At 36.2% G+C, this 23,291-nt stretch carries 21 protein-coding genes; 9 read left to right on the top strand and 12 right to left on the bottom strand.

Going from position 1 to position 23,291, the window contains the following annotated elements; all coding sequences use genetic code 11:
- The first annotated feature begins 8 nt into the window (after nucleotides 1–8).
- On the top strand, nucleotides 9–641 hold the full coding sequence (locus DHU68_RS02810) for a DUF3256 family protein (protein WP_108821428.1): 633 nt from the start codon (nucleotides 9–11) through the stop codon (nucleotides 639–641).
- A gap of 15 nt (nucleotides 642–656) precedes the next feature.
- Here DHU68_RS02810 and DHU68_RS02805 read toward each other — a convergent pair whose 3' ends face one another.
- The 4 genes from DHU68_RS02805 to DHU68_RS02790 all read right to left on the bottom strand — a co-directional run bounded on the left by DHU68_RS02805 (nucleotide 657) and on the right by DHU68_RS02790 (nucleotide 3,096).
- The gene (locus DHU68_RS02805) at nucleotides 657–1,025 is read right to left on the bottom strand and encodes a hypothetical protein (protein WP_108821427.1); all 369 of its coding nucleotides are present in this window, start codon (nucleotides 1,023–1,025) and stop codon (nucleotides 657–659) included.
- A 99-nt stretch (nucleotides 1,026–1,124) separates the two neighbouring features.
- The gene (locus tag DHU68_RS02800) at nucleotides 1,125–1,403 is read right to left on the bottom strand and encodes a GNAT family N-acetyltransferase (protein ID WP_108821426.1); all 279 of its coding nucleotides are present in this window, start codon (nucleotides 1,401–1,403) and stop codon (nucleotides 1,125–1,127) included.
- Nucleotides 1,404–1,444: 41 nt separating this feature from the next.
- Nucleotides 1,445–2,032 (bottom strand): LEA type 2 family protein, encoded by a 588-nt coding sequence (locus DHU68_RS02795; protein ID WP_108821425.1) that lies wholly within the window; start codon nucleotides 2,030–2,032, stop codon nucleotides 1,445–1,447.
- Between the two features lie 23 nt (nucleotides 2,033–2,055).
- Nucleotides 2,056–3,096 (bottom strand): DUF2027 domain-containing protein, encoded by a 1,041-nt coding sequence (locus tag DHU68_RS02790; RefSeq protein ID WP_108821424.1) that lies wholly within the window; start codon nucleotides 3,094–3,096, stop codon nucleotides 2,056–2,058.
- A 111-nt stretch (nucleotides 3,097–3,207) separates the two neighbouring features.
- Here DHU68_RS02790 and DHU68_RS02785 point away from each other — a divergent pair, with 111 nt between their 5' ends.
- Nucleotides 3,208–4,431 (top strand): S-adenosylmethionine:tRNA ribosyltransferase-isomerase, encoded by a 1,224-nt coding sequence (locus DHU68_RS02785; protein ID WP_108821423.1) that lies wholly within the window; start codon nucleotides 3,208–3,210, stop codon nucleotides 4,429–4,431.
- Nucleotides 4,432–4,435: 4 nt separating this feature from the next.
- Nucleotides 4,436–5,455 carry an endolytic transglycosylase MltG gene (gene mltG, locus DHU68_RS02780; protein ID WP_108821422.1) on the top strand — a complete coding sequence of 340 codons (1,020 nt, stop codon included), beginning with the start codon at nucleotides 4,436–4,438 and terminating at the stop codon, nucleotides 5,453–5,455.
- A gap of 7 nt (nucleotides 5,456–5,462) precedes the next feature.
- Here the strand turns inward: mltG and DHU68_RS02775 are convergent, their stop codons facing one another.
- The 4 genes from DHU68_RS02775 to DHU68_RS02760 are packed head-to-tail and all read right to left on the bottom strand — an operon-like array spanning nucleotide 5,463 to nucleotide 10,321.
- On the bottom strand, nucleotides 5,463–6,866 hold the full coding sequence (locus DHU68_RS02775) for an undecaprenyl-phosphate glucose phosphotransferase (RefSeq protein WP_108821421.1): 1,404 nt from the start codon (nucleotides 6,864–6,866) through the stop codon (nucleotides 5,463–5,465).
- 42 nt (nucleotides 6,867–6,908) lie between these two features.
- Entirely contained in the window at nucleotides 6,909–7,790 is an 882-nt protein-coding gene (locus DHU68_RS02770; RefSeq protein ID WP_108821420.1) for a CPBP family intramembrane glutamic endopeptidase, read from the bottom strand.
- A gap of 9 nt (nucleotides 7,791–7,799) precedes the next feature.
- The gene (locus tag DHU68_RS02765; RefSeq protein WP_255412423.1) at nucleotides 7,800–8,645 is read right to left on the bottom strand and encodes an N-acetylmuramoyl-L-alanine amidase-like domain-containing protein; all 846 of its coding nucleotides are present in this window, start codon (nucleotides 8,643–8,645) and stop codon (nucleotides 7,800–7,802) included.
- A gap of 8 nt (nucleotides 8,646–8,653) precedes the next feature.
- Nucleotides 8,654–10,321 (bottom strand): formate--tetrahydrofolate ligase, encoded by a 1,668-nt coding sequence (locus DHU68_RS02760; protein WP_108821419.1) that lies wholly within the window; start codon nucleotides 10,319–10,321, stop codon nucleotides 8,654–8,656.
- Nucleotides 10,322–10,519: 198 nt separating this feature from the next.
- Here DHU68_RS02760 and DHU68_RS02755 point away from each other — a divergent pair, with 198 nt between their 5' ends.
- Nucleotides 10,520–12,775 carry a cation:proton antiporter gene (locus DHU68_RS02755; RefSeq protein ID WP_108821418.1) on the top strand — a complete coding sequence of 752 codons (2,256 nt, stop codon included), beginning with the start codon at nucleotides 10,520–10,522 and terminating at the stop codon, nucleotides 12,773–12,775.
- Nucleotides 12,776–12,843: 68 nt separating this feature from the next.
- Here the strand turns inward: DHU68_RS02755 and DHU68_RS02750 are convergent, their stop codons facing one another.
- Together DHU68_RS02750 and trpS are read right to left on the bottom strand one after the other, a co-directional pair.
- Nucleotides 12,844–13,866: a pirin family protein gene (locus tag DHU68_RS02750; protein WP_108821417.1), complete on the bottom strand. Its 1,023-nt coding sequence runs from the start codon at nucleotides 13,864–13,866 to the stop codon at nucleotides 12,844–12,846.
- Nucleotides 13,867–14,363: 497 nt separating this feature from the next.
- Complete coding sequence (gene trpS, locus DHU68_RS02745) at nucleotides 14,364–15,353, bottom strand: tryptophan--tRNA ligase (RefSeq protein WP_108821416.1); 990 nt, start codon at nucleotides 15,351–15,353, stop codon at nucleotides 14,364–14,366.
- A 186-nt stretch (nucleotides 15,354–15,539) separates the two neighbouring features.
- Here trpS and DHU68_RS02740 point away from each other — a divergent pair, with 186 nt between their 5' ends.
- Nucleotides 15,540–16,376 (top strand): alpha/beta hydrolase, encoded by an 837-nt coding sequence (locus DHU68_RS02740; RefSeq protein ID WP_255412422.1) that lies wholly within the window; start codon nucleotides 15,540–15,542, stop codon nucleotides 16,374–16,376.
- Nucleotides 16,377–16,407: 31 nt separating this feature from the next.
- Nucleotides 16,408–17,631 carry an isocitrate dehydrogenase (NADP(+)) gene (locus DHU68_RS02735; protein ID WP_108821415.1) on the top strand — a complete coding sequence of 408 codons (1,224 nt, stop codon included), beginning with the start codon at nucleotides 16,408–16,410 and terminating at the stop codon, nucleotides 17,629–17,631.
- Between the two features lie 56 nt (nucleotides 17,632–17,687).
- Here DHU68_RS02735 and DHU68_RS02730 read toward each other — a convergent pair whose 3' ends face one another.
- Nucleotides 17,688–18,062 (bottom strand): DMT family protein, encoded by a 375-nt coding sequence (locus tag DHU68_RS02730; protein WP_108821414.1) that lies wholly within the window; start codon nucleotides 18,060–18,062, stop codon nucleotides 17,688–17,690.
- A gap of 221 nt (nucleotides 18,063–18,283) precedes the next feature.
- Between DHU68_RS02730 and dnaN the strand changes: the two genes are divergently transcribed.
- The 3 genes from dnaN (at nucleotide 18,284) to DHU68_RS02715 (ending at nucleotide 21,665) form a co-directional block, all read left to right on the top strand.
- Nucleotides 18,284–19,408: a DNA polymerase III subunit beta gene (dnaN, locus tag DHU68_RS02725; protein WP_108821413.1), complete on the top strand. Its 1,125-nt coding sequence runs from the start codon at nucleotides 18,284–18,286 to the stop codon at nucleotides 19,406–19,408.
- A gap of 103 nt (nucleotides 19,409–19,511) precedes the next feature.
- Nucleotides 19,512–20,282 carry a 3'-5' exonuclease gene (locus tag DHU68_RS02720; RefSeq protein ID WP_108821646.1) on the top strand — a complete coding sequence of 257 codons (771 nt, stop codon included), beginning with the start codon at nucleotides 19,512–19,514 and terminating at the stop codon, nucleotides 20,280–20,282.
- 30 nt (nucleotides 20,283–20,312) lie between these two features.
- Nucleotides 20,313–21,665, top strand: coding sequence for a DUF4026 domain-containing protein (locus DHU68_RS02715; protein ID WP_108821412.1), 1,353 nt, complete (start codon nucleotides 20,313–20,315; stop codon nucleotides 21,663–21,665).
- Between the two features lie 74 nt (nucleotides 21,666–21,739).
- Here DHU68_RS02715 and guaB read toward each other — a convergent pair whose 3' ends face one another.
- Complete coding sequence (guaB, locus tag DHU68_RS02710) at nucleotides 21,740–23,212, bottom strand: IMP dehydrogenase (RefSeq protein WP_108821411.1); 1,473 nt, start codon at nucleotides 23,210–23,212, stop codon at nucleotides 21,740–21,742.
- Nucleotides 23,213–23,291 lie beyond the last annotated feature (79 nt).

Genomic DNA, 23,291 nt, shown 5'->3' with positions numbered 1-23,291 from the left:
ATCATGTGATGAAAAAAATAGTATTAATTATAGCCCTTATCTCAACCTCTCTTTATATTTCGGCTCAAGAATTACAGAGCATTTTCCTTTCTATGCCCGAAAATCTCATTCTTGGACTTGAGGCTACCGAAAGAGATAAACTAACTGCAAATACAAGTGACACTACTCAGATTTCAGTTATCAGAAGCAAAGGGTCGAATATAAAAAGACTAGCTATTTCACCGGATTATATTTCTTTGCAAACTTCAGAAGCAGGAACAATACAGATAAAACTCCTCCCCCTGATTAATGAGTCAAAAATCATCTGTGTTGTCAGAACTGTATGTGGGAAAATTTGTGATAGTCAATTGCAGTTTTATACTACAAAATGGATTCCTATTGAGCAGAACCTTTTCCCTAGAATAAACAAAGACTGGTTTATTAAGGCTGATGCAGACAGAGATGGTCAGGACTTCAAAAATGCGTACGCGGCTTTGGATATGACCCCAACAAAGATAGAACTATCTCCAAGCAGTACAGAAGCAAAGGTGTTTTATGACATTAAGAGCTATTTATCTGAAGATGATTATAAAAAAATACAGCCATTCTTAACAGAAGAGCCAAAAATATTAGAATGGGATAAGGTATCTTTCAAGGAATAAAATTCTCTTCCTTTTTTATTCCTCTTTCTTTCTAAAATATTTAAACGGCATTACAACCGCGAGTATAATAACAGAGACAAAAAGTAGGGAGCCAAATAATAGCATCTTTATACCCTCTGTATCTCCTACAGGGAATTCATAATATTCGGACAAAACAGCTAATAGCATATATGCACTCCCTAGTGCAATTACGGAAGAAATTAAGATAGCAATATATTTATTCTTTAAGAATATCATTCCTGAGATTAAACCTATCAATGCTAGCACAATATAGTTAACCGAAGAAGACTTCAAAAGATCTGCGATCAGCATAAATAACGTCATAGACAAAAGTATTGCTTCCGGTAGAAAAGATAGAACGTTTTTTAATCGTTGTGTTTTCATAATAAGTAGTTTTTAGAAAGTATTAGTTCTCAAATATATACAAAAAAAATCGGGAGCAAACAATTTACTCCCGATCATATTACTCTAATTTTAATTACTTCAATTCTCTATAATATCGTCATATTCAGGATGTCGCTTAACATATGCTTTTGTATATGGACAAATAGGTCGCACCTTTAGCCCATTTGCACGGACATAGTCCAATAATGCCTTTGTTATAGCACTAGCAATACCTCTCCCTTCCAACGGCGTAGGGACTCCCGTATGAGTTACAAGCAAAAGGTTGTCTCTTTTGCGATAATCTACTACTGACAAAAGTCCATCTACTGTAGTTTCGAAACGACTTTCCTCTTCATTGTGTACTACATTATATTCCATATCTCACTCTGTTATAGTTTATATTATAACAGTCATAGCAACTATTTGTTCCCTCCGAAACTAAAGTTAACCGGAATATAGATAGGCGAGGCTACCATTGTATTATCCACTTTGAACGAAGGCTTCAACTGCAAGCTAACTTGTGACTTTTTAGAGCCTATACCTAAAAAGTTTTTTGCTATGTCTACAACCGCATCTTTCGACTCGTTTTTCATTAACGAAGCAAGATCAACACCTATAGTCAACGGCAGAGTCTGAGTCTGTCCGGCAGCAATATTCAGAGATTGATTTAGTGAGCCTGTTGTAAATTGCACGCCATCGATACTAATAATGTATTGCAATCCATGTAGCAGTGCATTTGACTGATTCGGGTTCTTCACATCAAGATTTAATGTAAAATCCAGCGGAATGCTTTTAGCCGAACCTGTCAAAATAGATGTAACTTTTGGTATAGCCGCCAAAGATAGCCCATTTGACATATTGACACCACCAATACTTAATCCCGATATCGATCTATAGTTATACTCACAATTCACCATATTGTAAGTACTCATCAAACCTTGTTGAAGGCTTTCGCAGCTAACCAATGTTGCTGCTACAAATAATAAAGTAAGAATTCTTTTTTTCATACCAATTTAGTCTGTGCTAATAGTTATTTAATTGTTACCATTGTTGCTCCATATCCGTATTCGCGAAATGAAGCGTCTTGAAAATAAACCGATTTATAATTTGTTTTTAATTCTTTTAATATCGAATTTCTTAATATCCCATCACCTTTTCCGTGAATAAATACAATCTTTTTCCCTTTACTTCGAATATTCTCATCCATAACTTCTTTAAATTTTCCGATTTGATACTCAAGAATATCGGCAGGAGACAACCCGTTCGTATTATCAAGAAGTTCATGTATATGCAGATCTATTTCAAGAATTTCTTTTTTCGGTTTCTTTACGATTGCCTCTTTACGAGGTCGTTGTGTCGTTTTCTCCTTCATCGCCATTTCAATCTCCTGAGAAGAAACCGCCAATTCTTTAGTTGCTAAATCTCGTTTAACAACCGTGTACATTATTGCCTCGTCATCGAAATAGTCATTTTCCTTGAAGCTATGCAATTTATAGAATTTCACTGTATCTATTCGTAAATCTACAGAATATGAGTTTTTAAGTTGAAATGCCTTTCCTTGTTTATAGGCTATAAATTGTAAACAAACTTGCTCTATGTCATTAAGCACTTCTTTCCCAAACTCTTCAAGAAAAATTTTCGTATTAGGTTCTATCTGCCCAACACTACGACTAAGCCAGCCTCCTTCCGAACGGCTCATATAGTTAAAAGACAAGTAATAGTTACTGTCATTTACCAAATAACATTCAAATGAAGTAGTGCTTAAACTTTTTATATCGACAGGCAGATAAGCCAAATAAACAGACAACACCTCTCCTTCTCTTGTTTCTACAACCTCTTCTGGCTCTTCTATAGCAGAGGAAACGATATTTTGTTGAAATTGAGGGGTAGGAACAACAGTTTGCCTAACTTGAATATCGTGTGCTGGCTCTATAACAACTACTTCTCTTATCAAAACAGGAATATCAAACCCGTCTGTGTCTTCAACAAGAACAATATCCTTTCCCTGAAAGCCTTTTACCACTCCACCCCCTATTGTATTCAGAAAGCGAACTTTATCTCCAATTTTCATATTTTTATTATTAATCGGTATTCATTCTTAATTAATCTTGTCTATATACCGATATGCTTTTTTATTACCGCAAAGTTGCTTATTTTTGCCGGATAAAAAAAATAATGAAAAGTGAAAATATCTGATCCAAAGGAGATTCGAATCGAAGACTTCAACTATAATTTACCGGATGAGCGTATCGCAAAATATCCCTTAAAAGAACGTGATGCCTCCAAATTACTTGTATACAGAAACGGAGCAATCACCGACTCGAATTTCTACGATCTGACAAGCTTCTTACCTCAAAAAAGTCTCTTAATATTTAATAATACGAAAGTTATACAAGCTCGTCTACATTTTCAAAAAACGACAGGGGCTCAGATAGAGATATTCTGCCTAGAGCCATACGAGCCAAACGATTATTTATTAAGCTTTCAGCAAAAAAGCACTTGTTCTTGGCTATGCCTAATTGGGAATCTAAAAAAATGGAAAGAAGGAACTCTTTCCAAAGAGATCATTATCAACAACGAGATTATTCATTTTTCAGCAGAGCGTATTGAAACAAAAGGGGATTCTCATATTGTAAAGTTCAGCTGGGATAATCAGGATTATACGTTTTCCGAATTATTGGAAGCGATTGGAGAGTTGCCAATACCCCCCTATTTGAATCGGGACACAGAGGAAGAGGATAAACAAACTTACCAAACTGTTTATTCAAAAATAGATGGTTCTGTTGCAGCACCAACAGCAGGACTACATTTTACTCCAAAGGTATTTGAGTCTTTTAGCCAACAAGGAATAAAAACAACCGAAGTCACACTTCATGTTGGAGCAGGGACTTTCCGACCAGTCAAATCTGAGCAAATTAAAGGGCATACGATGCATTCTGAATTTATCTCAATAAAAAGAGGGACTATTCAAACCCTATTGGATCACGATGGAGCTATTATAGCCGTGGGAACTACATCTGTTCGGACTCTCGAGAGTCTATACTATATAGGATCGAAGATAGGAAAAGATCCAAACAATGATCTGAACGTTACTCAATGGGAAGCTTACGAAAGAGAAAATAATGCACTTTCAAAACAAGAAGCACTAACATCTATCTTGAATTATCTTGATTCTCATAAACTAGATACACTAATAGCACATACACAAATAATTATTGCACCTGGATATCAATTCAAAATAGTAGAAGGAATAGTAACTAATTTCCACCAACCACAAAGCACCTTATTGCTGCTTGTTTCTGCTTTCATCGGAGATAAAGATTGGAAAGTTATTTACAACCATGCTTTAGAAAATAATTACAGATTCCTTAGTTACGGCGATAGTTCTCTATTACTAAACTCATAACCTCATGAAAAAAGCAATTCTGTACATTTTATTAATCCTTATAGTGACACTTTCGGGTATTGCACTATATGGCTACAGTATTATAAATACAGGTTTTAATATAGATAAACCTATATCTATTTATATTGATGATAATCGAGATTACAATCGTTTAAAGAACGATATTAGAGATAGTGCTAAAGTTGAAAACATAGCTAATTTTGACAAACTATGTACAATACTTTCTTATAAAGAAAATATCAAGACTGGACGCTATATCATAAAACCAGAAATGACTATTTACGAGGTTATAAAAGATCTTCGTAGTGGACATCAAGCCCCGATAAAATTGAAGTTTAACAATATTAGAACGAAAGTTGATCTTGCAGACAGGGTTGGACAACAGATGATGTTCGACTCAAAAGATCTTTTAGTTCTTCTTAATGATAGCGTAGCGTGTAAAGAACTTGGCTTCTCCACTCAAGATATACCAGCTATGTTTATCCCCAATACCTATGAAATATATTGGGATATCAGCATAAAAAACTTCATCCAAAGAATGAAAAAAGAATATACCGTTTTCTGGAACGAGGAAAGAAAAAATAAAGCAAAAGAGATTAACCTAACTCCAATAGAGGTTTCTACATTAGCTTCCATAGTAGAAGAAGAATGTACATATAGCGATGAGTATCCTATTGTGGCAGGACTATATATAAATCGTCTGAATAGAGGGCAAGCCTTGCAAGCAGATCCGACTGTTAAATTTGCTGTTGGAGATTTCGGTTTAAAAAGAATCTTAAATAAACACCTAGAGGTAGACTCCCCATATAACACCTATCAGCACACTGGGTTACCTCCCGGACCAATACGCATCCCCTCTATAAAAGGAATTGATGCCGTTTTAAATTATGCAAAACATGACTATTTATACATGTGTGCCAAAGATGATTTCTCCGGATATCACGAGTTTGCAAAAACGTTCAGTGAACATCAAAGGAATGCTGTAAGATACAGACAGGCTTTAGACAAGAGAGGGATAAGATAAAAGAGGATCAATAAGCTTTCTTCTCTCCTCTTATTGCATTTTTTATGGTCAAGTATATAATTTTAAGATCTAAGAAGAAAGTCCAGTTTTCTAAGTACCAAACATCTTTTTTTACACGGCCTTCCATTTCTTCTATCGTCTTAGTTTCTCCCCGAAATCCTGTAACCTGTGCCCACCCTGTTATTCCGGGTTTAACAAGATGACGCACCATAAATTTATCTATAATAGAAGAATACAATTCAGTATGTTGAAGCATATGCGGTCGTGGACCTACTACAGACATGTCATTTTTTAGCACATTTATGAATTGAGGAAGTTCATCAAGGCTTGTCTTTCTCATAAATGCACCTATTCTTGTAACTCGAGGATCATCCTTTACTGCTTGTCGGCTATTAGCTTCCTTGTTAGGTCTCATTGATCTAAACTTATAGCAATTAAACTCTTTCCCTTTTATCCCTGTCCGTTTTTGAGTAAAAAACACAGGTCCTGGCGAAGTTAGTTTTATTATCGCCCCTAAGATTATATAGATGATAGGAAAAAGCGTTATAAGGAATACTCCTGAGAATAACACATCAAAACTTCTCTTCAAAAGTCTATTCGAAAAGTTCTGCAAAGGTTCATAGCGCAAACTCAGTACTGGAGTAGTCTCAATGAATTGCAATGAGAATTTTCGCCTAAAGAATTTATAAAATTGAGGAACTATATGAAAACGGATCATATTCTTTTCTGAAAAAAGAACAAGTTCCGATATCAACTCATCTTTATCGCCATATATTGTACAAAATATATCATCAATTTTATGGATCTGCGCATATTCTGCTATATCAGAAAGGTTACCTAAATACTTAGCAGGTAGTTCTATGCCTGGAGCAATTTCATCATCAAAGAAACCCAATACTTTGTAGCCAAAATCGCTAGAGACAAGAGAATCATAAACCATTAAAGCATTTGCGTTTGCCCCTATAATTACTACCTGCCTATAATTATATCCCTTCCTTCTATAAGCCTTCAACATAAGTCTAAAAACGATATGCCATCCGACAAAGACTCCTCCTAGAATTAAGAATCCTATAATCCAAGGAATAATTGGAATGGAAAGAATATGGAAAATAGAGAATGCTGCCGTAATAAATATTGCATAAATAGTAATAAAGGCTGTTGACCTCTGAACTATCTTCTCTAGATGTATTACATTTGATGATATCTGGAAACGAATGAAAGTTGATACTACAAAGTAGCCTAGATTCACCAAAAGAAAAGCTATTATCTTCTCTCTGTAAGGCAACTCGTCCCCAAGATGAAGGCCAAAGAATACTATGAAGAAGAAAACATTTATCAAAAAAAGATCTCCAAAATGGATAACCCAATCTATAAAATGTCCGTGCCCTCCTTTTCTTCCAACTGTATCCATACCTACTTAGTGTAAAATGCAAAGTTAATATTAATTATCTTATCAAAGTGTTATTTTAGTGCATCTCTTTTTATGAAGAAGAACTAAAATTAAGATTGTCAAAGACAGGCTCACTAAGATCACTAATGAATTATTCTCAAAATTTAAGTTATTGATTGTTTCATAAGTTGCAGTATCTATATATAAATAAGTGAAAATAACAGTCATTGCATTATGCAATACATGCACAACTATAGGAATTAGAATATTCCCGCTCCAGACAAACAAATAACCTAAAAGTGCCCCAAGCAATAACCTTGGGAAAAAACCATAAAATTGAAAATGTATTGTACTAAAGATAAATGCAGTTATCCAAACCATAAAATGTTTATTAGAAACAATCTTTCCTATAATTTGCTGCAAGCATCCTCTAAAAAATATTTCCTCTGTAATCCCTGCAACAACTCCGAGTACTAAGACATTAAGCAATAGACTGAGAACTGTTTTATCCCCCAAAAGCAACTTTAAAGACTCCTCTGCACTAGATTCACTCTGTTTCATCCACCTTTCAATAGATGACATGGATTCGGGCAATGTCATTTGTTGATTATAATAACCGATAGAGCCAACCAACGGTTGTATGACAATAATCAAAAGAACAGCTAATAATAAAAAGTATATATTCTTTTCTTTGTTAGGAATTAGGTAGGATTGGGAACTTCTCTCACATAAAGCCACAAAGGCCAAAGATGGCACAAGGAAAAGGCATATTGATTGAATAACCATTGCCATTCTCATTTCTGTAGAAGAAGACTGCATAAGCTCTATATCTACAAACGAAAATATCAGCAGAAAAGCTAAAATATAGCTAGACGAAAAAAGAAAAAGAAAAAAGAAAAGTTGGGACCATCCGCCCATACCATACAACAAATCTCTTTTCAACATATATATTCATTATTTAACGTTCAAAACACTTATTCCTAAACACGTCTTTGACTGCTTACAATATAACGGCAGAGGTTTTTCATCAACAATCACTTTCTTTTCCTTACTAGAAGCATGAATAAGACATAGTTCTCCTTCTCGCCAGTATGCAATTCCAATATGTGAATAATCCAAGCCATCTATCTTAGTTGCAAAAGCTATAACATTCCCACTTTTAATATTTTCTTGTGCATCTGATATATAAGAAGAGAGTAAAACCACATAGCGATGACGTTTATTTAGATTCTTCTCTATCTCTTTCATTTCTGAAATACAGCTAGAATCATTTGCCAAGTGCTTATATAAATGAGCGTTTTTTGTCATAAAGCTTACTCCCTTGATCATCTTTACTCCCCCACACTTTCCACTAACATCTTCAAAAAAACCATTTCTTTCATTCTCATAAATCCAATCACTCGTATAGTGCAAACGGGAAGTATAACCTTTTATAATTCCATTACGATAACGTATAGTTTGTAACGTATGACAGAATTTCTCAAAAGATGGATTTTCAGCTTTCAGAGTTAAGACCAGTGCCAGACAACTTTCAACAAATGTAACACAATCAAACTCTCGTAAATTAACAACTAAAGATTCAGTCTTGTTCTGATCTAAAGTAGAAGCTACATACGGTTTATCTAAGAAGAATAGGGCTGTATTTGCCAATAGTTCTGAATTTGAAAGATTTTTTTTAGACACAAATTCTTCCATGTAAGATTCATATATCAATGAATCCTCCTTTTCATATGCTATCTGCCCTTTCAGAAAGGGGATAAATATAAAGTAACAGATTACAGTAATACAAATCTTCTTCAAAATACAAATTAGCTTAATCCCTCAATGAAGCCATCTACAATATCAATATAATTTGCTTGAGGAACAGCAGGTAAACCAGGCATACGCATAATATCTCCTGCTATAGCAACTATAAATTCAGCTCCATTGTTAATCACAATATCATTCACTGTTATAGAGAACCCACTAGGCGTACCATATTCATGAGCATTATCAGAGAACGAATATTGTGTTTTTGCAATACAAACCGGGTAATGACTAATATTTAGTTTATTTATCATCCCGATCTTCTTCTTCGCCTTATTACTCAATTCTACAGAGGCTGCTCCATAAATCTTCTGGGCTATCTTCTGTATTTTCACTTCAATTGAGTCCGTATCGTCATAAGTAAACTCTAACTTTTGGGAAGGAGACTCTTCTACCAAGCGTACAACTTCTCTTGCTGACTCTATAGCCCCATCTCCTCCTTTCACAAAAGACTCGTTCACAGCAAAGCTTACATTAACCTTACTGCAATGGTCTTTTATTAGAGCCACTTCTTCTTCTGAATCAATGTAGTGTTTGTTCAAAACTACTAATACATTCTGTCCAAAAGATTTCATATTACTAATATGCTTATCCAGATTAGCGAAGCCTTTCTTCAATCCTTCTGCATTCTGTTCTTTAATGTTTTCTACCGGAACACCTCCATGCATTTTAAGAGCCTGAGTTGTCACTACTATTACTGTTAGTTTTGGAGACAGACCTGCCTTACGGCATTTTATATTAAAAAACTTCTCTGCACCCAAGTCTGCCCCAAATCCGGCTTCTGTAATAACATAATCAGCATGAGACATTGCCATTTTAGTAGCAATAATAGAATTACATCCATGAGCAATATTTGCAAACGGTCCTCCATGTACAAAGGCAGGAGTATGTTCTGTTGTCTGCACAAGGTTTGGATTAATCGCATCTTTTAACAAGACAGTAATAGCTCCTGTCACTCCAAGATCATTAACAGTAAAAGGCTCTCCTTTCATGGTATAGCCTAGTATAATATTTCCTATACGTCTTTTCAGATCATCAAGGTCTTTAGACAAGCAAAGGATTGCCATTATTTCCGAAGCAGGAGTTATTTCAAAACCCGATTCGCTTGGAATACCATTAGCAGATCCATGTAATCCAGACACTATATATCTTAAGCTTCTATCATTTACATCTAGTACTCTTTTCCAAAGAACTTCTTTTAGATCTTTTTCAGTTCCTTTAGCTCTATAGACATAATTATCCAATAAAGCCGTTATCATATTATGAGCAGAAGTGATAGCATGAAAATCGCCAGTAAAGTGAAGATTAATGTCTTCCATCGGCAGAACTTGAGCATAGCCACCTCCAGCAGCACCGCCTTTCATACCGAAGCAAGGGCCTAAAGATGGCTCACGTAATGCGACTACTGCTTTTTTACCTAGCTTATTCAAGCCAAGAATCAAACCTATTGACATTGTTGTTTTACCAACCCCTGCCTTTGTCGGTGTAATTGCTGTAACAAGAATAAGATTACTTTTTTTCACTTTCTCTTCATCAATCAAAGAGATAGGTACTTTTGCGATATATTTACCATAATTATGGACTACTTCGGAATCAATCCCAATCTGACTCGCAATATCTGCTATTTTGTTAAGTTCTATGCTTCTAGCAATTTCAATGTCGCTCTTCATATCTCAATCTTTTGGCTTACTTTTATTAGTAAACAAAGATATTAATTTTTTTGACTTATAGAAATCCACATAGAACTATCTGAAGCTTGTAATCGCAAAGGATTTATATTCTAAATTATTAACACATCTCTCTTCTCAACCCCTAGACTTCGAATTGTTTTTAATTCCTATATTTGCCTAATAAAAAGACAGAGGCAGATGAAAAAACATAAAAATCTGATATTCTATATAACCACAATAGGAATTTTCCTATTGCTTATTATATTCACGCTTGATGCCGGCAAGGAAAACATTGAGGACATCTCGAAACAGATCGTACTGAACAATCATACCGAAGGATCATCATGGACTATTTTTCTTGACAATCTGCTTGAGAATATTGCAACTCCTACCATTGTATTATTAGCCCAATTAATTGTTATCCTTCTTGCAGTAAAGTTATTTGGATGGTTATGCAAACTGATAGGACAAGCCGCTGTAGTAGGTGAAATAATAGCCGGAGTTATACTAGGGCCTTCTTTTTTAGGATATTATTTCCCTGAAATATCGGCAATGCTATTCCCTGAAACGTCCTTAGGGAACATCGGTTTATTGAGTCAAATAGGACTAATATTGTTCATGTTTATAATAGGAATGGAACTTGACCTGAGGACAATAAAAAATAAGGCCGAAAATGCTGTTGTCATCAGTCATGCAAGCATTATATTCCCTTTTGCACTAGGTGTCATTTTAGCATATTTTATCTACGAAGAATTTACTCATTCTCATGTAAGTTTCCTTTCTTTTGCTCTATTTATGGGTATAGCCATGAGTATCACCGCATTCCCCGTACTAGCTCGTATAATTCACGAGAAAGGTATCAATAAACAACCAATAGGACCAATGGTTATCACTTGTGCCGCAATAGATGATGTAACAGCGTGGTGTCTTTTGGCTGCGGTTATAGCAATTGTTAAAGCCGGATCATTCTCCAGTTCCCTATTCGTTATAGCAGCGGCAATAACCTACATTGTGATCATGTTCAAAGTAGTGAGACCCGTTCTAAAACGGATTGTCGAGTTTCAACAATCACGCAGAGACATATCCAAATCAATGGCTGCTTTGTTCTTCATCATCCTCTTTATCTCTGCATACATAACAGAATTAATTGGCATTCATGCTCTATTCGGAGCTTTTCTGGCTGGAGTGATGATGCCTACAAATATGAAGTTTAGAAACCAGCTGATAGAAAAAATAGAGTATGTTGCTTTAATCATACTACTCCCTCTTTTCTTCGTATATACAGGATTAAGAACAGAAATTGGATTACTCAACACCACTCATCTATGGCTCATCTGCGGTTTAATTATAACTGTAGCAATCACTGGGAAATTCTTCGGCAGTGCATTAGCAGCACGCTTTGTTGGTATAAAATGGAAGGACAGTCTGATCATCGGTGCCCTTATGAATACAAGGGGATTAATGGAACTGGTTGTTCTTAATATAGGATTAGACCTAGGTATTTTAAGTCCGGAGATCTTTGCCATGATGGTCATTATGGCACTGACAACAACATTCATGACCTCTCCTAGTCTCAGCTTAATAAATAAACTATTCAAGAAAAAAGAGTCTTCAGAGATTCCTGTTAGCAAGAAAAAACAGGTACTTATCCCTTTTGCCAGTAGCCAGAGTGGAAAGAAATTATTAAATATGGCGAACTTCATCTCCAAAAAGCAACAATCTTCCATCGAATTAACAATGCTGCATGCTACCGAAGGAAATGTATTGAATCAGTACAATGTGGAAGATGAAGAGAAGTCGCTATTCAAACCAATTATAAAGGAAGCAGAGGAACTAAACACAGAAATAAAAACAATATTCGACATTTCCAGCCATTCAGAAAAAAGTATAGTAAAAATAGCAAATAAAGGAGAATATGACTTTGTACTGATAGGCAGCAGAGGTAACTTCTACACAGATAGCGTAGTCTTAGGAGGTTTTATGAGAATCATTCGAACTATAACCAGCCCTTTTAATAGCACGAGAAGAAAAAACTCTATTTCTCCGTTTGAAGACAAAACCCGCTATATACTTTCAAAGCTTGATGCACCTGTGGGAATATTTATTGATCGTAAGCTAAAAGACATACAGAATATTTTTGTACCCTTATTAGATGACGACGATGCTTTTATCGGAGAATTTATAGAAAAAAATATACAAGGAGTACGCATTACATTCTGGGATAATATTGAACTTTCCGACAATTCTTTAGACTTTGTCAAATCGCTGAAGGAACTAAAGAAAGATGAGCTTAATAGCATCGAATATTGGGATGAAACGAGCCTTATCAACGAGAAACTTCTTCGCCAATACGATCTGGTTATCATTAGCCTAAGAGGATGGAAAGACTTGAAAAAGAAAAATCCAAAGTTGGTAAATACAATGCCTTCAACTTTAATACTAGCTACGCCATAAAACAAAAGCTTATTTGCTTGAAATACATCAAGCAAATAAGCTTTCTTCATATTAATCTAGAGATAGAGTTATTCAGGCTTATCGATTACTTTTCCAAACTGATAGCTTGCAAAACGCCCTTTATCTTTATCCACTATTATATCAGATTCCTTTTCTCCCCAAGGCCATCCGCCAAACTCAGTTTTCCTGAAATCATCAAAGGCCTCTTGGAGCTCTGCATTCGTATTCATAACGAAAGGTCCATATGCAGCTACTGGCTCATTGATAGGCTCACCTTCAAGCAAAAATAGCTTAGCTGAGGAATCCCCTGATTTGATTACAATCTCTTGATCACCATACAAATCTGCCATCTGATCCTTCATTAATGGAGTACCACCAATCGTCACTGCCACATCTGACTCATAGTTCAGCAAGAAACGATTCATAGAAGCTGATACATTATTCAACTTAAATTCTGAATTTGGTTCCATTTCGATAAGAGCAATGCCCATATGATTTTTTTCATCTGCAGCCCATGAGTTCTTTAATGCGCCCAGAGCTTTTACCCCATAATATTCTCCTAGTATCACTTTTATTCGCGTACGCCCTCCAGAAGGAGATTCTACTTCAGCAACGGGGATATTCTCTCTCCACAACATTTTATAGTCAGGATCGGTCATCTTACTTTTTGCCGGTAGATTTATCCAAATTTGAAATAAATTCAATTTATTCTCTTTATCATCATTCAATAAAGGGAACATTTCGGAGTGCATAACGCCAGAGCCTGCGCTCATCAATTGCACATCACCTCCTCCATAGCGACCATGTGTCCCTTTTGAGTCGAAGTGATCTGCATATCCTTCCGGTATAATTGTCGCTATTTCGAAACCGCGGTGTGGGTGCTGTGGAAATCCCGGAACTTTATCGCCATGATACATTCGCCAAGGAGCCGAAGCATCGAAGTCACTGCCTTTTTGTCTGCCTTCTATATAATACTTAGGAGCCATTTCGCCATTTCCTTCCGGATAGCTATCATAATGATGTGCTGCCAATATAAATGGATCTCTTACATCTAATCTAAATACTACATCTGAGATTTTTTTAATTTTCATGTTATTTACCTTTCTTTTATTGTGTATTAATTTGTGTACTTTATCAATATCCTATACAAAAGGATTGTATATATAAATTATCAAAAATAAGACCAAAGTCCCATTTTGAAGCTTAAGGTTACTTACCGGTAACTAATTACACGAGGGTAACTACCACTAAATCTGGGTCTCTTTCTCAATAAAGACTCCTGCTATAAATTTAAACAAGTAAAGAAAAGTATTTGTTTTTGAGCTCGAACTTGCTCGAAAAGAAAAGTTTGGATATAAAAAAATCCGATGTCACAAGAGAACCTTACGACATCGGACTTAAACTATCATCAAAGTTAAGTAATTCTATAAACTATCATCACTACAAAGATCTTGCTTATTTTCGGAGTGTACAATCGCAATAAATAATGATATTTACACTCTCTTCTAATAACTTATAGTGATGCGTTAATACAAAAACGACTTAACTTCCTGTTTTTTATTAAAAAACAATCGATTTACGCACTGTATTACAGCTTCTTAAAACCCATTATTTCACGTACTTCTTTCAAAGTTTTAGCAGCATTCTCTCGTGCTTTTTCAGCTCCTTCTTCTAAGACTTTGTTCAAATACGCATCATCTCCTCTTAGATCGAGAATCCTTTCTCTTAGAGGAGTTGTCACCTTTATAATATCTTCGGCAATCTGTTTCTTAAGGTCACCATAGCGGATAGAACAGTCATTCCATGCTTCTTCGAAGTGTTTGTTCACCTCTTCGTCTGATACCAATCGTAAGAAAGTGAACAGATTTTCTATAATTTCCGGTTTCTCCGAATTAGGTTCAGTCGGACCACTATCAGTAACTGCGCGTTTTACTTTCTTTTCTATAGCTTTTGGTTCATCACCAAGATAAATACAATTACCTTCCGATTTTCCCATCTTTCCACTACCATCAAGCCCTGGTATTCTGATCAATTTATGACCAAAATTGAAAGGAACAGGCTCTTTGAAATAATCTACATTATAGAAATGGTTAAAACGGCGAGCAAATACTCTCGTCATTTCCAAGTGCTGCTCTTGATCTTCTCCCACCGGAACCATATCTGCATTGTGAATCAAGATATCGGCAGCCATCAATGTAGGATAAGTCAACAAACCAGCATTTACATTATCAGGATTCTTTCTTGCCTTGTCTTTGAACGATGCTGTTTTTGCTAACTCTCCCATGCGGGCATGCATATTTAAATATAAATAAAGCTCTGCAACTTCAGGCACATCACTCTGACGATATATAGTCGATACTTCCGGATTTATTCCGGCAGCCAAATATTCAGCAATTACATTTTTGACATTTACATTGATCATTGTCGGATCAGGATGTGTAGTCAGCGAATGCCAATCGGCGATAAAGAAATAACATTTATTTTCTTGTTGCATTCTTACGAAATTCAACAAAGCCCCATAATAGTTACCCAGGTGTAAATTTCCTGTGGGTCTGATACCACTTAATACAGTTTTCATAATTATCTTTATTTTCGAGGGAACAAATATACTTAAAAATCCAAACAAATAGAGCATTGTCTCTCTTTATGTAGCTTTGATATAAGACTCAAAATATTTATCTTTGATGAATAACCATTAATTCATCACAATATGAATAACTTTATGCCCAAGAAAACAATATTATTAAGCTTAGCTCTTCTATTTATGAGTGCAACCGCAAATGCTCAGAAAATCGTAAAATTATGGGAAGGCAATCCTCCTTCGGAGAATGGTATTACTGCACCCGAAAACCACAATGAAAACAGCGAGTGGGTCACAAATGTATCCAATGCAGAAATAGCAATATATCTGCCTAACAGATCGACAAATACGAGAATGGCCGTTCTTATTTGCCCCGGAGGTGGATATGGGGGACTTGCTTACAATCATGAAGGCGTTCAGTTTGCAGAATGGTTGAATTCAAAAGGGATTGCAGGCGTTATTCTCAAATACCGCATGCCAAACAAGCACAAAGAGATACCTTTGGATGATGCTCAACAAGCAATGCGTTACATCAGAGACAATGCTAAAGAGCTAAATATTGACGCAAATAAGATCGGTGTCGCCGGCTTCTCTGCCGGAGGTCATCTAGCCTCAACAGTATCTACGCATTATGCAATAAAAGGAACAAGTACAAGACCCGATTTCTCTATACTGTTCTACCCTGTAGTAACGATGAGCCTATCTACACACGGAGGATCTAGAACCAATCTATTAGGAGATAATCCAGAAGCACATGATATAAACATGTTTTCTAACGAGAAACAAGTGAATTCGAATACCCCTCCTGCTATACTATTACTCAGCGACGATGACAAAGTGGTGCTACCTATCAACAGTATAGAATATTACAACGCCTTAAAAGACAATAATATTCCCGCCACAATGTACATCTTCCCAGAAGGGGCACACGGATGGGGAATGAGAACCAATTTCAAATATTATGACCAGATGACAACTCTTTTGGAGATGTGGTTAAAAGATATAAACGGTAAATTATAAAAGATATACACAATCAAGAACTGATAGATATATGCAAAAAATAAAAGTAATAAATCCGGTTGTAGAAATGGACGGGGACGAAATGACCCGCATAATCTGGAAATATATAAAAGACAAACTTATACTTCCCTATGTGGATGTTGACCTGAAGTATTACGACTTAAGTGTTGAAAATCGTGATGCGACAGACGATCAGGTAACAATAGATAGCGCCGAAGCTACAAAGAAATATAATGTAGCAATCAAATGTGCTACAATCACTCCGGATGAAGCTAGGGTTGAGGAATTTGGGTTGAAAAAGATGTGGAAATCTCCGAATGGTACAATCCGAAATATTATTGGTGGTACAGTCTTTAGAGAACCTATCATCATAAAAAACATTCCCCGACTTGTTAATACATGGACAAAACCTATTATTATCGGACGTCATGCTCATGCCGATCAATATAAGGCTACCGACTTTGTTACAAAAGGAAAAGGTACATTAACCTTAACATTCACTCCGGAAGATGGAGTACCTCAATCTTACACTGTTTATAACTACAGTGGTGATGGGGTTGCTATGGGGATGTACAATACGGACGAGTCTATTTATGGCTTTGCTCACTCTTGTTTCAGATTGGCTTTGCAAAAGAAATATCCTCTATATCTTTCTACAAAGAATACTATCCTGAAAGCTTATGACGGACGTTTCAAAGATATCTTTCAGGAAGTTTACGTAAATGAATATAAAGCTGAGTTTGAAAAAGCCGGAATTACATACGAGCATCGTTTGATCGACGACATGGTAGCAGCTGCCTTGAAGTGGAACGGAGGTTTTGTATGGGCATGTAAAAATTATGACGGCGACGTACAGTCCGACACCGTTGCTCAAGGCTTTGGCTCTCTTGGGCTGATGACATCTGTTCTATTAACTCCTGATGGGAAAACAATGGAAGCAGAGGCTGCTCATGGAACAGTAACTCGTCACTACAGACAGCACCAACAAGGAAAAGAGACATCGACAAATCCTATCGCCTCCATTTTTGCATGGACAAGAGGGCTTGCTCATCGCGGAAAATTGGATAGCAACCAAGAACTTATAGACTTCGCCTCTAAGTTGGAAGCAACTTGTATAGAAACTGTAGAGAATGGAAAAATGACAAAAGACCTTGCTCTCTTAGTTCATGGAGATAAAATGCAACGTTCGGATTATTTAAATACCGAAGATTTTCTGGATGCAATAGCCGAAGGCTTAAAAGAGAAACTTGCTTAAAAAAAGCGAGTTCAACATAAATTAAGAAGCTTTAATCGTAGATTAAAGCTTCTTTTTTATTTTTTAAATACCAGATATACTGCTGCTATGATAAAGAAAAATGCAAGAAGATGGTTCCACCTGAAAGTTTCTGTTTTAAAGGCAAGCGTACTAAACAGAACGAAAACTATCAAGGTTATTACCTCTTGTATTATCTTCAATTGCATCAGCGAAAAAGGGCCTCCATTTCCTTGAAAACCAATTCTATTTGCAGGGACTTGAAAACAGTATTCAAAAAAGGCTATTATCCAGCTAATGCAGATTACTCCAATAATAGGAAGCGCCGCAAACCAAGAGTATTCTTTCATCTTGAGATGACCATACCAGGCAAAAGTCATAAAGACATTTGACACTACAAGTAGAAGAACCGTATAAAAGGCTGAAAGATTCATATTTACCTTAATAAATCCATTAAATATTTTGCGGTGCAAATGTAATTTAAATTTCAGATATAAAATCAAATACAAATATGAATTAACAGCACTAGAACGCAATATTTTTTAATAAAAACATCCAGAATCAAATGTAACCCTTAGCAGCTTATATAAAAAATACCTATATTTGCTTTATTAAAGTATATAGAAAACAATCAAACTAAAATAGAAATAAAAATATGAAATTCGTTGTTTCCAGTACTGCGTTGCTCAGTCACTTACAAGCTATAAGCAAAGTGATCAATTCTAAAAACACATTACCGATTTTAGACTGTTTCTTATTAGAGCTGGAAGGCACAACCTTGTCATTGACAGCTGCTGACTCCGAAACGCGTCTTGTTACCTCTATAGAGGTTAATGAAGCTGAAGGACATGGTAAATTTGCAGTAAATGCAAAAAACCTTCTTGACCCATTGAAGGAACTGCCTGAGCAACCCCTTACATTCGAAATCAACAACGACAACCTTGAAACATTTATATTTTTCCATAATGGAAAATATAATTTCATCGGACAAAGTGGAGAGGACTACCCTCAACCAAAAGAATTGAAAGAAACTGCTGTTAGCCTAACAATAGAACCTCAGGTTTTATTCTCTGGACTTAACCGCACCTTGTTTGCCAGTGCAGATGATGAACTTCGTCCGGTAATGAATGGTATATTTTTCGACATCACTCCGGAAGACCTTACATTCGTTGCTTCTGACGGACATAAATTGGTTCGTTGCAAAACCATTGCCGCTAAAGGAACAGAAAGAGCATCTTTCATACTTCCTAAGAAACCAGCAAACTTACTTAGAGCGATATTACCGAAGGAAGCTGACACAGTTGAAATTAAATTTGACGAAAACAACGCCTATATCAAAATGGCTAGCTACACAATGACATGCCGTTTTATAGAGGGACGCTATCCTAATTACAATTCTGTAATTCCTCAAAACAATTCGAACAAGGTTATACTTGACCGCCAAGCTTTCTTGAATGCATTGAAACGTGTATCCGTTTTCTCAAACCAAGCAAGCAACTTAGTACGTTTACAATTATCGGAAAGCAGCATTGTGGTTTCGGCTCAGGACATAGACTTTTCTACTGCAGCTGAAGAAACAATACCATGCCAATATGTAGGAACTCCAATGAATATTGGATTTAAATCGAGTTTTCTGATTGATATACTCAACAATATTCCTTCTCCTGAAGTCTCTCTTGAACTTTCAGATCCTTCCCGTGCAGGACTAATCATACCTACAGAGAATGAAGAGAATGAAGATCTGTTGATGCTACTCATGCCTATGATGTTAAACGATTAGTAATCGTCCGAAAGAATACAAATACCTAAAACGATAAATATAGAAACTTTATCATTCTTCTTTTAACTTTAAAGGGATGATAAAGTTTCTTGCATTAAATATTATGGAACTAAATCTTAAGAACCCTATCATCTTTTTCGACTTAGAAACAACAGGAACCGATACTGTCAAAGACAGAATTGTAGAAATAGCCTATCTAAAAGTTTTTCCTAATGGAAAGGAAGAAGTAAAAACCAGACGAATCAATCCTGAAATGCCGATTCCTCCGGGAGCAACCGCTGTGCATGGGATATCGGATGAGGATGTTAAAGATTGCCCGACATTTAAACAAGTGGCGAAGTCTCTAGCCGATCAGATGGAAGGTTGTGATCTGGCAGGATTCAATTCGAGCCGTTTCGATATTCCTCTCTTAGCTGAAGAATTTCTTCGTGCAGGGGTTGATATAGATTTCAGCAAACGCAAAATGATCGATGTACAGATCATTTTCCATAAAAAAGAGCAACGCACACTAGAGGCTGCATATAAATTCTATTGTGACAAAACTCTCGATAACGCTCACTCTGCGGAAGCTGATACACTAGCTACTTACGAAGTATTGAAGGCTCAACTAGACAAATATGACGATCTGGAAAATGACATGGAAAAACTTGCTGAAGAGTTCTCTTTCTTCAACAATAACGTTGATCTTGCCGGACGCATCATTAAAGATGAAAACGGAGTAGAAGTTTTCAATTTCGGGAAACATAAAGGAAAAGCTGTTGCCGAAGTATTAAAAAAAGAACCTAGTTTTTATGCTTGGATGATGGATGCTGATTTCCCTCTCAACACAAAACAGGTTTTAACTAAGATAAAGCTAAGAGAAATGCAGAAATAATCAGAATCATCACCCTATCACTTTACAACTATGGACAATAATGAAAAATACGAACTACTGTCAGATGGCGAAACTGGACTAGCCTCTGTTATGGGAATTTATCCAACAGACAAGAATTTTATCTTTGAAGCAAAACAAATAGAGAAATCCTTATCTGAAAATAAAGACTTCAAGCTTAAATCATTCAACAAGGCTGAAGTAGACACAGAATACTCCATAATGAGTTTTAATGCTGAAGTTGAATATCAAGAAACCAACTTTAATGTAGAATTGTATGTTTGTCCAACTCGCAACATAAATCTTAAAGATTATGCTTTAGCTAATTTGATAGACGAGAATTCTTTAAACAAAGCATTGGAACAAGAATATTATCTGGAAGTATCAATGTATTTCGAACTGGAACCTCTAGAATCGTTTCATTTACAATTGAAAATATTGGATACCATCGTTCCTAATGCTAGTGTCTTAGTTGATTTTATGTCATACCGTTTATTATCCCCTAAATGGCTGAAAATGACTGCTAAATCACAGATTCCTCCATCACCGGATTATCTATATACGATACATGGTGTATATGACGACAATGGAGTAGATGGAACACGTAGATATTGGTTCCACACTCACGGCTTACATCGTTGTTCTTCTGTTGAACTAGAAATTCTTAACGTAAGTCAAGGTGCAGAACAGATGAACACTTTACTGAATATGACAGTAAAGAAATTCTTATCGAATCCTACCAAAGAACGAGAGAAATTCGAAATTGGCTATGACGGAATGGGCATCAACCTATGTTGGCTGAGATGGGAAGAGGCACTTAAAGATTTACAAAAAAATGTATTAGGTGGTTTTGCCGATAGAGATGAGGTTGATAATGTACACGCCGAACCATCCGGAATTTTGTTTGCTGTAGAAGAAGGAGACATGATTTCTCCGGAAATATATGCAAAGACTTTGGCTGACAATCCCATATACTATATTACAACAAGCGAGACCGAAAGGATGAGCGCACTAACAAAAGAACGTTTCCCTTCTTTTGAAAAGGTATTTAGAAAAGAATATAAAGAACCTGAAAAGAAATCATTTCTAAAAAACTTATTCGGATCGAAGAAAGAAGAAGATGAACAATCTTGGACCTTCTTAGTCAAACTGGGTTTAACTGTAGACGACCCTAATTCCGGAAGCGAAAAGGAACATTTATGGTTTGATGTTTCAGCTATAGACAATGGTAGGGTTACTGGTAAACTACTAAACCAGCCTTATTGGATTTCGGGTCTTAATGAAGGAGATGTAAACACTTATCCCCTAGAAGTGCTCACCGATTGGCTGATATATTCTCCTGATAGTTCTTACACTACAGATAGTATATATGTACTAGAAGAATAAGAAAGATATTTCTCAAATTAAAAAAAGTTGCAAGAGTGCTTGCAACTTTTTTATTATCAGATCATTCTCTTTTCTTAGTTTGGACTATAATTAGGAGCTTCACTTGTAATAGATACATCATGAGGGTGGCTTTCTGCAACACCTGCATTTGTAATTCTAGTGAATTTGGCATCATGCAAAGCTTCAATATTCTTAGCTCCACAATATCCCATTCCTGCACGTAAACCTCCGGTCATTTGGTAAATCACTTCGTAAAGAGTTCCTTTATATGGAACTCTGGCAGCAATACCTTCCGGCACTAGCTTCTTAATATCTGCCTCCATATCTTGGAAGTAACGATCTTTAGAGCCTTTTTCCATTGCTTCTAAAGAGCCCATACCTCTATATGATTTAAATTTACGTCCGTTGAATATAATAGTTTCGCCCGGAGATTCTTCCACTCCGGCCAATAGAGAACCCATCATTACAGAATATCCTCCGGCTGCTAATGCCTTAACTATATCACCAGAATAGCGCAATCCTCCGTCTGCAATTAAAGGTACACCTGTACCCTTTAAGGCTTTGGCGACATCATAAATTGCTGACAGCTGAGGAACACCAATTCCTGCAATCACGCGAGTTGTACAAATAGAACCAGGCCCGATTCCTACTTTAACTGCGTCTGCTCCTGCATCTGCAAGATATTTAGCAGCATCGCCAGTAGCAATATTTCCTACAACTACGTCTACACCCGGATAAGCAGCTTTTACACGCTTCAACATATCAACTACTCCTTTAGAATGTCCGTGAGCAGTATCTATAACAATAGCATCAGCTCCAGCTTCGACTAACGCAGCTACACGCTCAAGAGTATCGTGTGTAACACCAACTCCGGCAGCTACTCTCAAGCGACCATTTTCATCTTTACATGCAAATGGTTTATCTTTCGCTTTAGTGATATCTTTATAAGTGATAAGTCCAATCAATTTATTATCTCCGTCCACCACAGGAAGTTTCTCAATCTTGTGATGTTGAAGAATATCTGCTGCAGCCTCTAAGTCTGTTGTTTGTCTTGTTGTAATGATATTTTCCTTAGTCATTACATCATCAATCAACTGGCTCATATCGCGACGGAAACGCAGATCTCTATTTGTAACAATACCTACGAGCTTATTATCTGTATCAACAACCGGAATACCTCCAATTTTGAATTCAGCCATCATAGCCAAAGCTTGCCCAACGGTTTTGTCTCGCAAAATACTTACAGGATTGGATATCATACCATTCTCTGCACGTTTAACGAATCTTACTTGTTGAGCTTGGGCATCAATAGACATGTTTTTGTGTATAACACCAATACCTCCTTCTCTAGCTATAGCTATAGCTAATTTAGCTTCGGTAACAGTATCCATTGCAGCCGAAACCATCGGGATATTTAACTTGATATTGCGTGAGAAATTTGTCGAGAGGTCGACTTCGCGGGGTAGCACTTCTGAATAAGCGGGGATCAACAATACATCATCGAATGTTAATCCATCCATTACGATTTTATCTGCAATAAACGACATATATAAAAGATCTTTGAAATTTATTGCGTGCAAATATACTCATTTTCTCCGAAACAGGAATCATAAAAACCTATAAAAA

It is taken from the genome of Dysgonomonas sp. Marseille-P4361 (genome assembly GCF_900343125.1).
Lineage (GTDB): Bacteria > Bacteroidota > Bacteroidia > Bacteroidales > Dysgonomonadaceae > Dysgonomonas.
The sequence above is the reverse complement of the archived record's forward strand: the minus strand, read 5'-3'. Positions and strand labels throughout refer to the sequence as shown.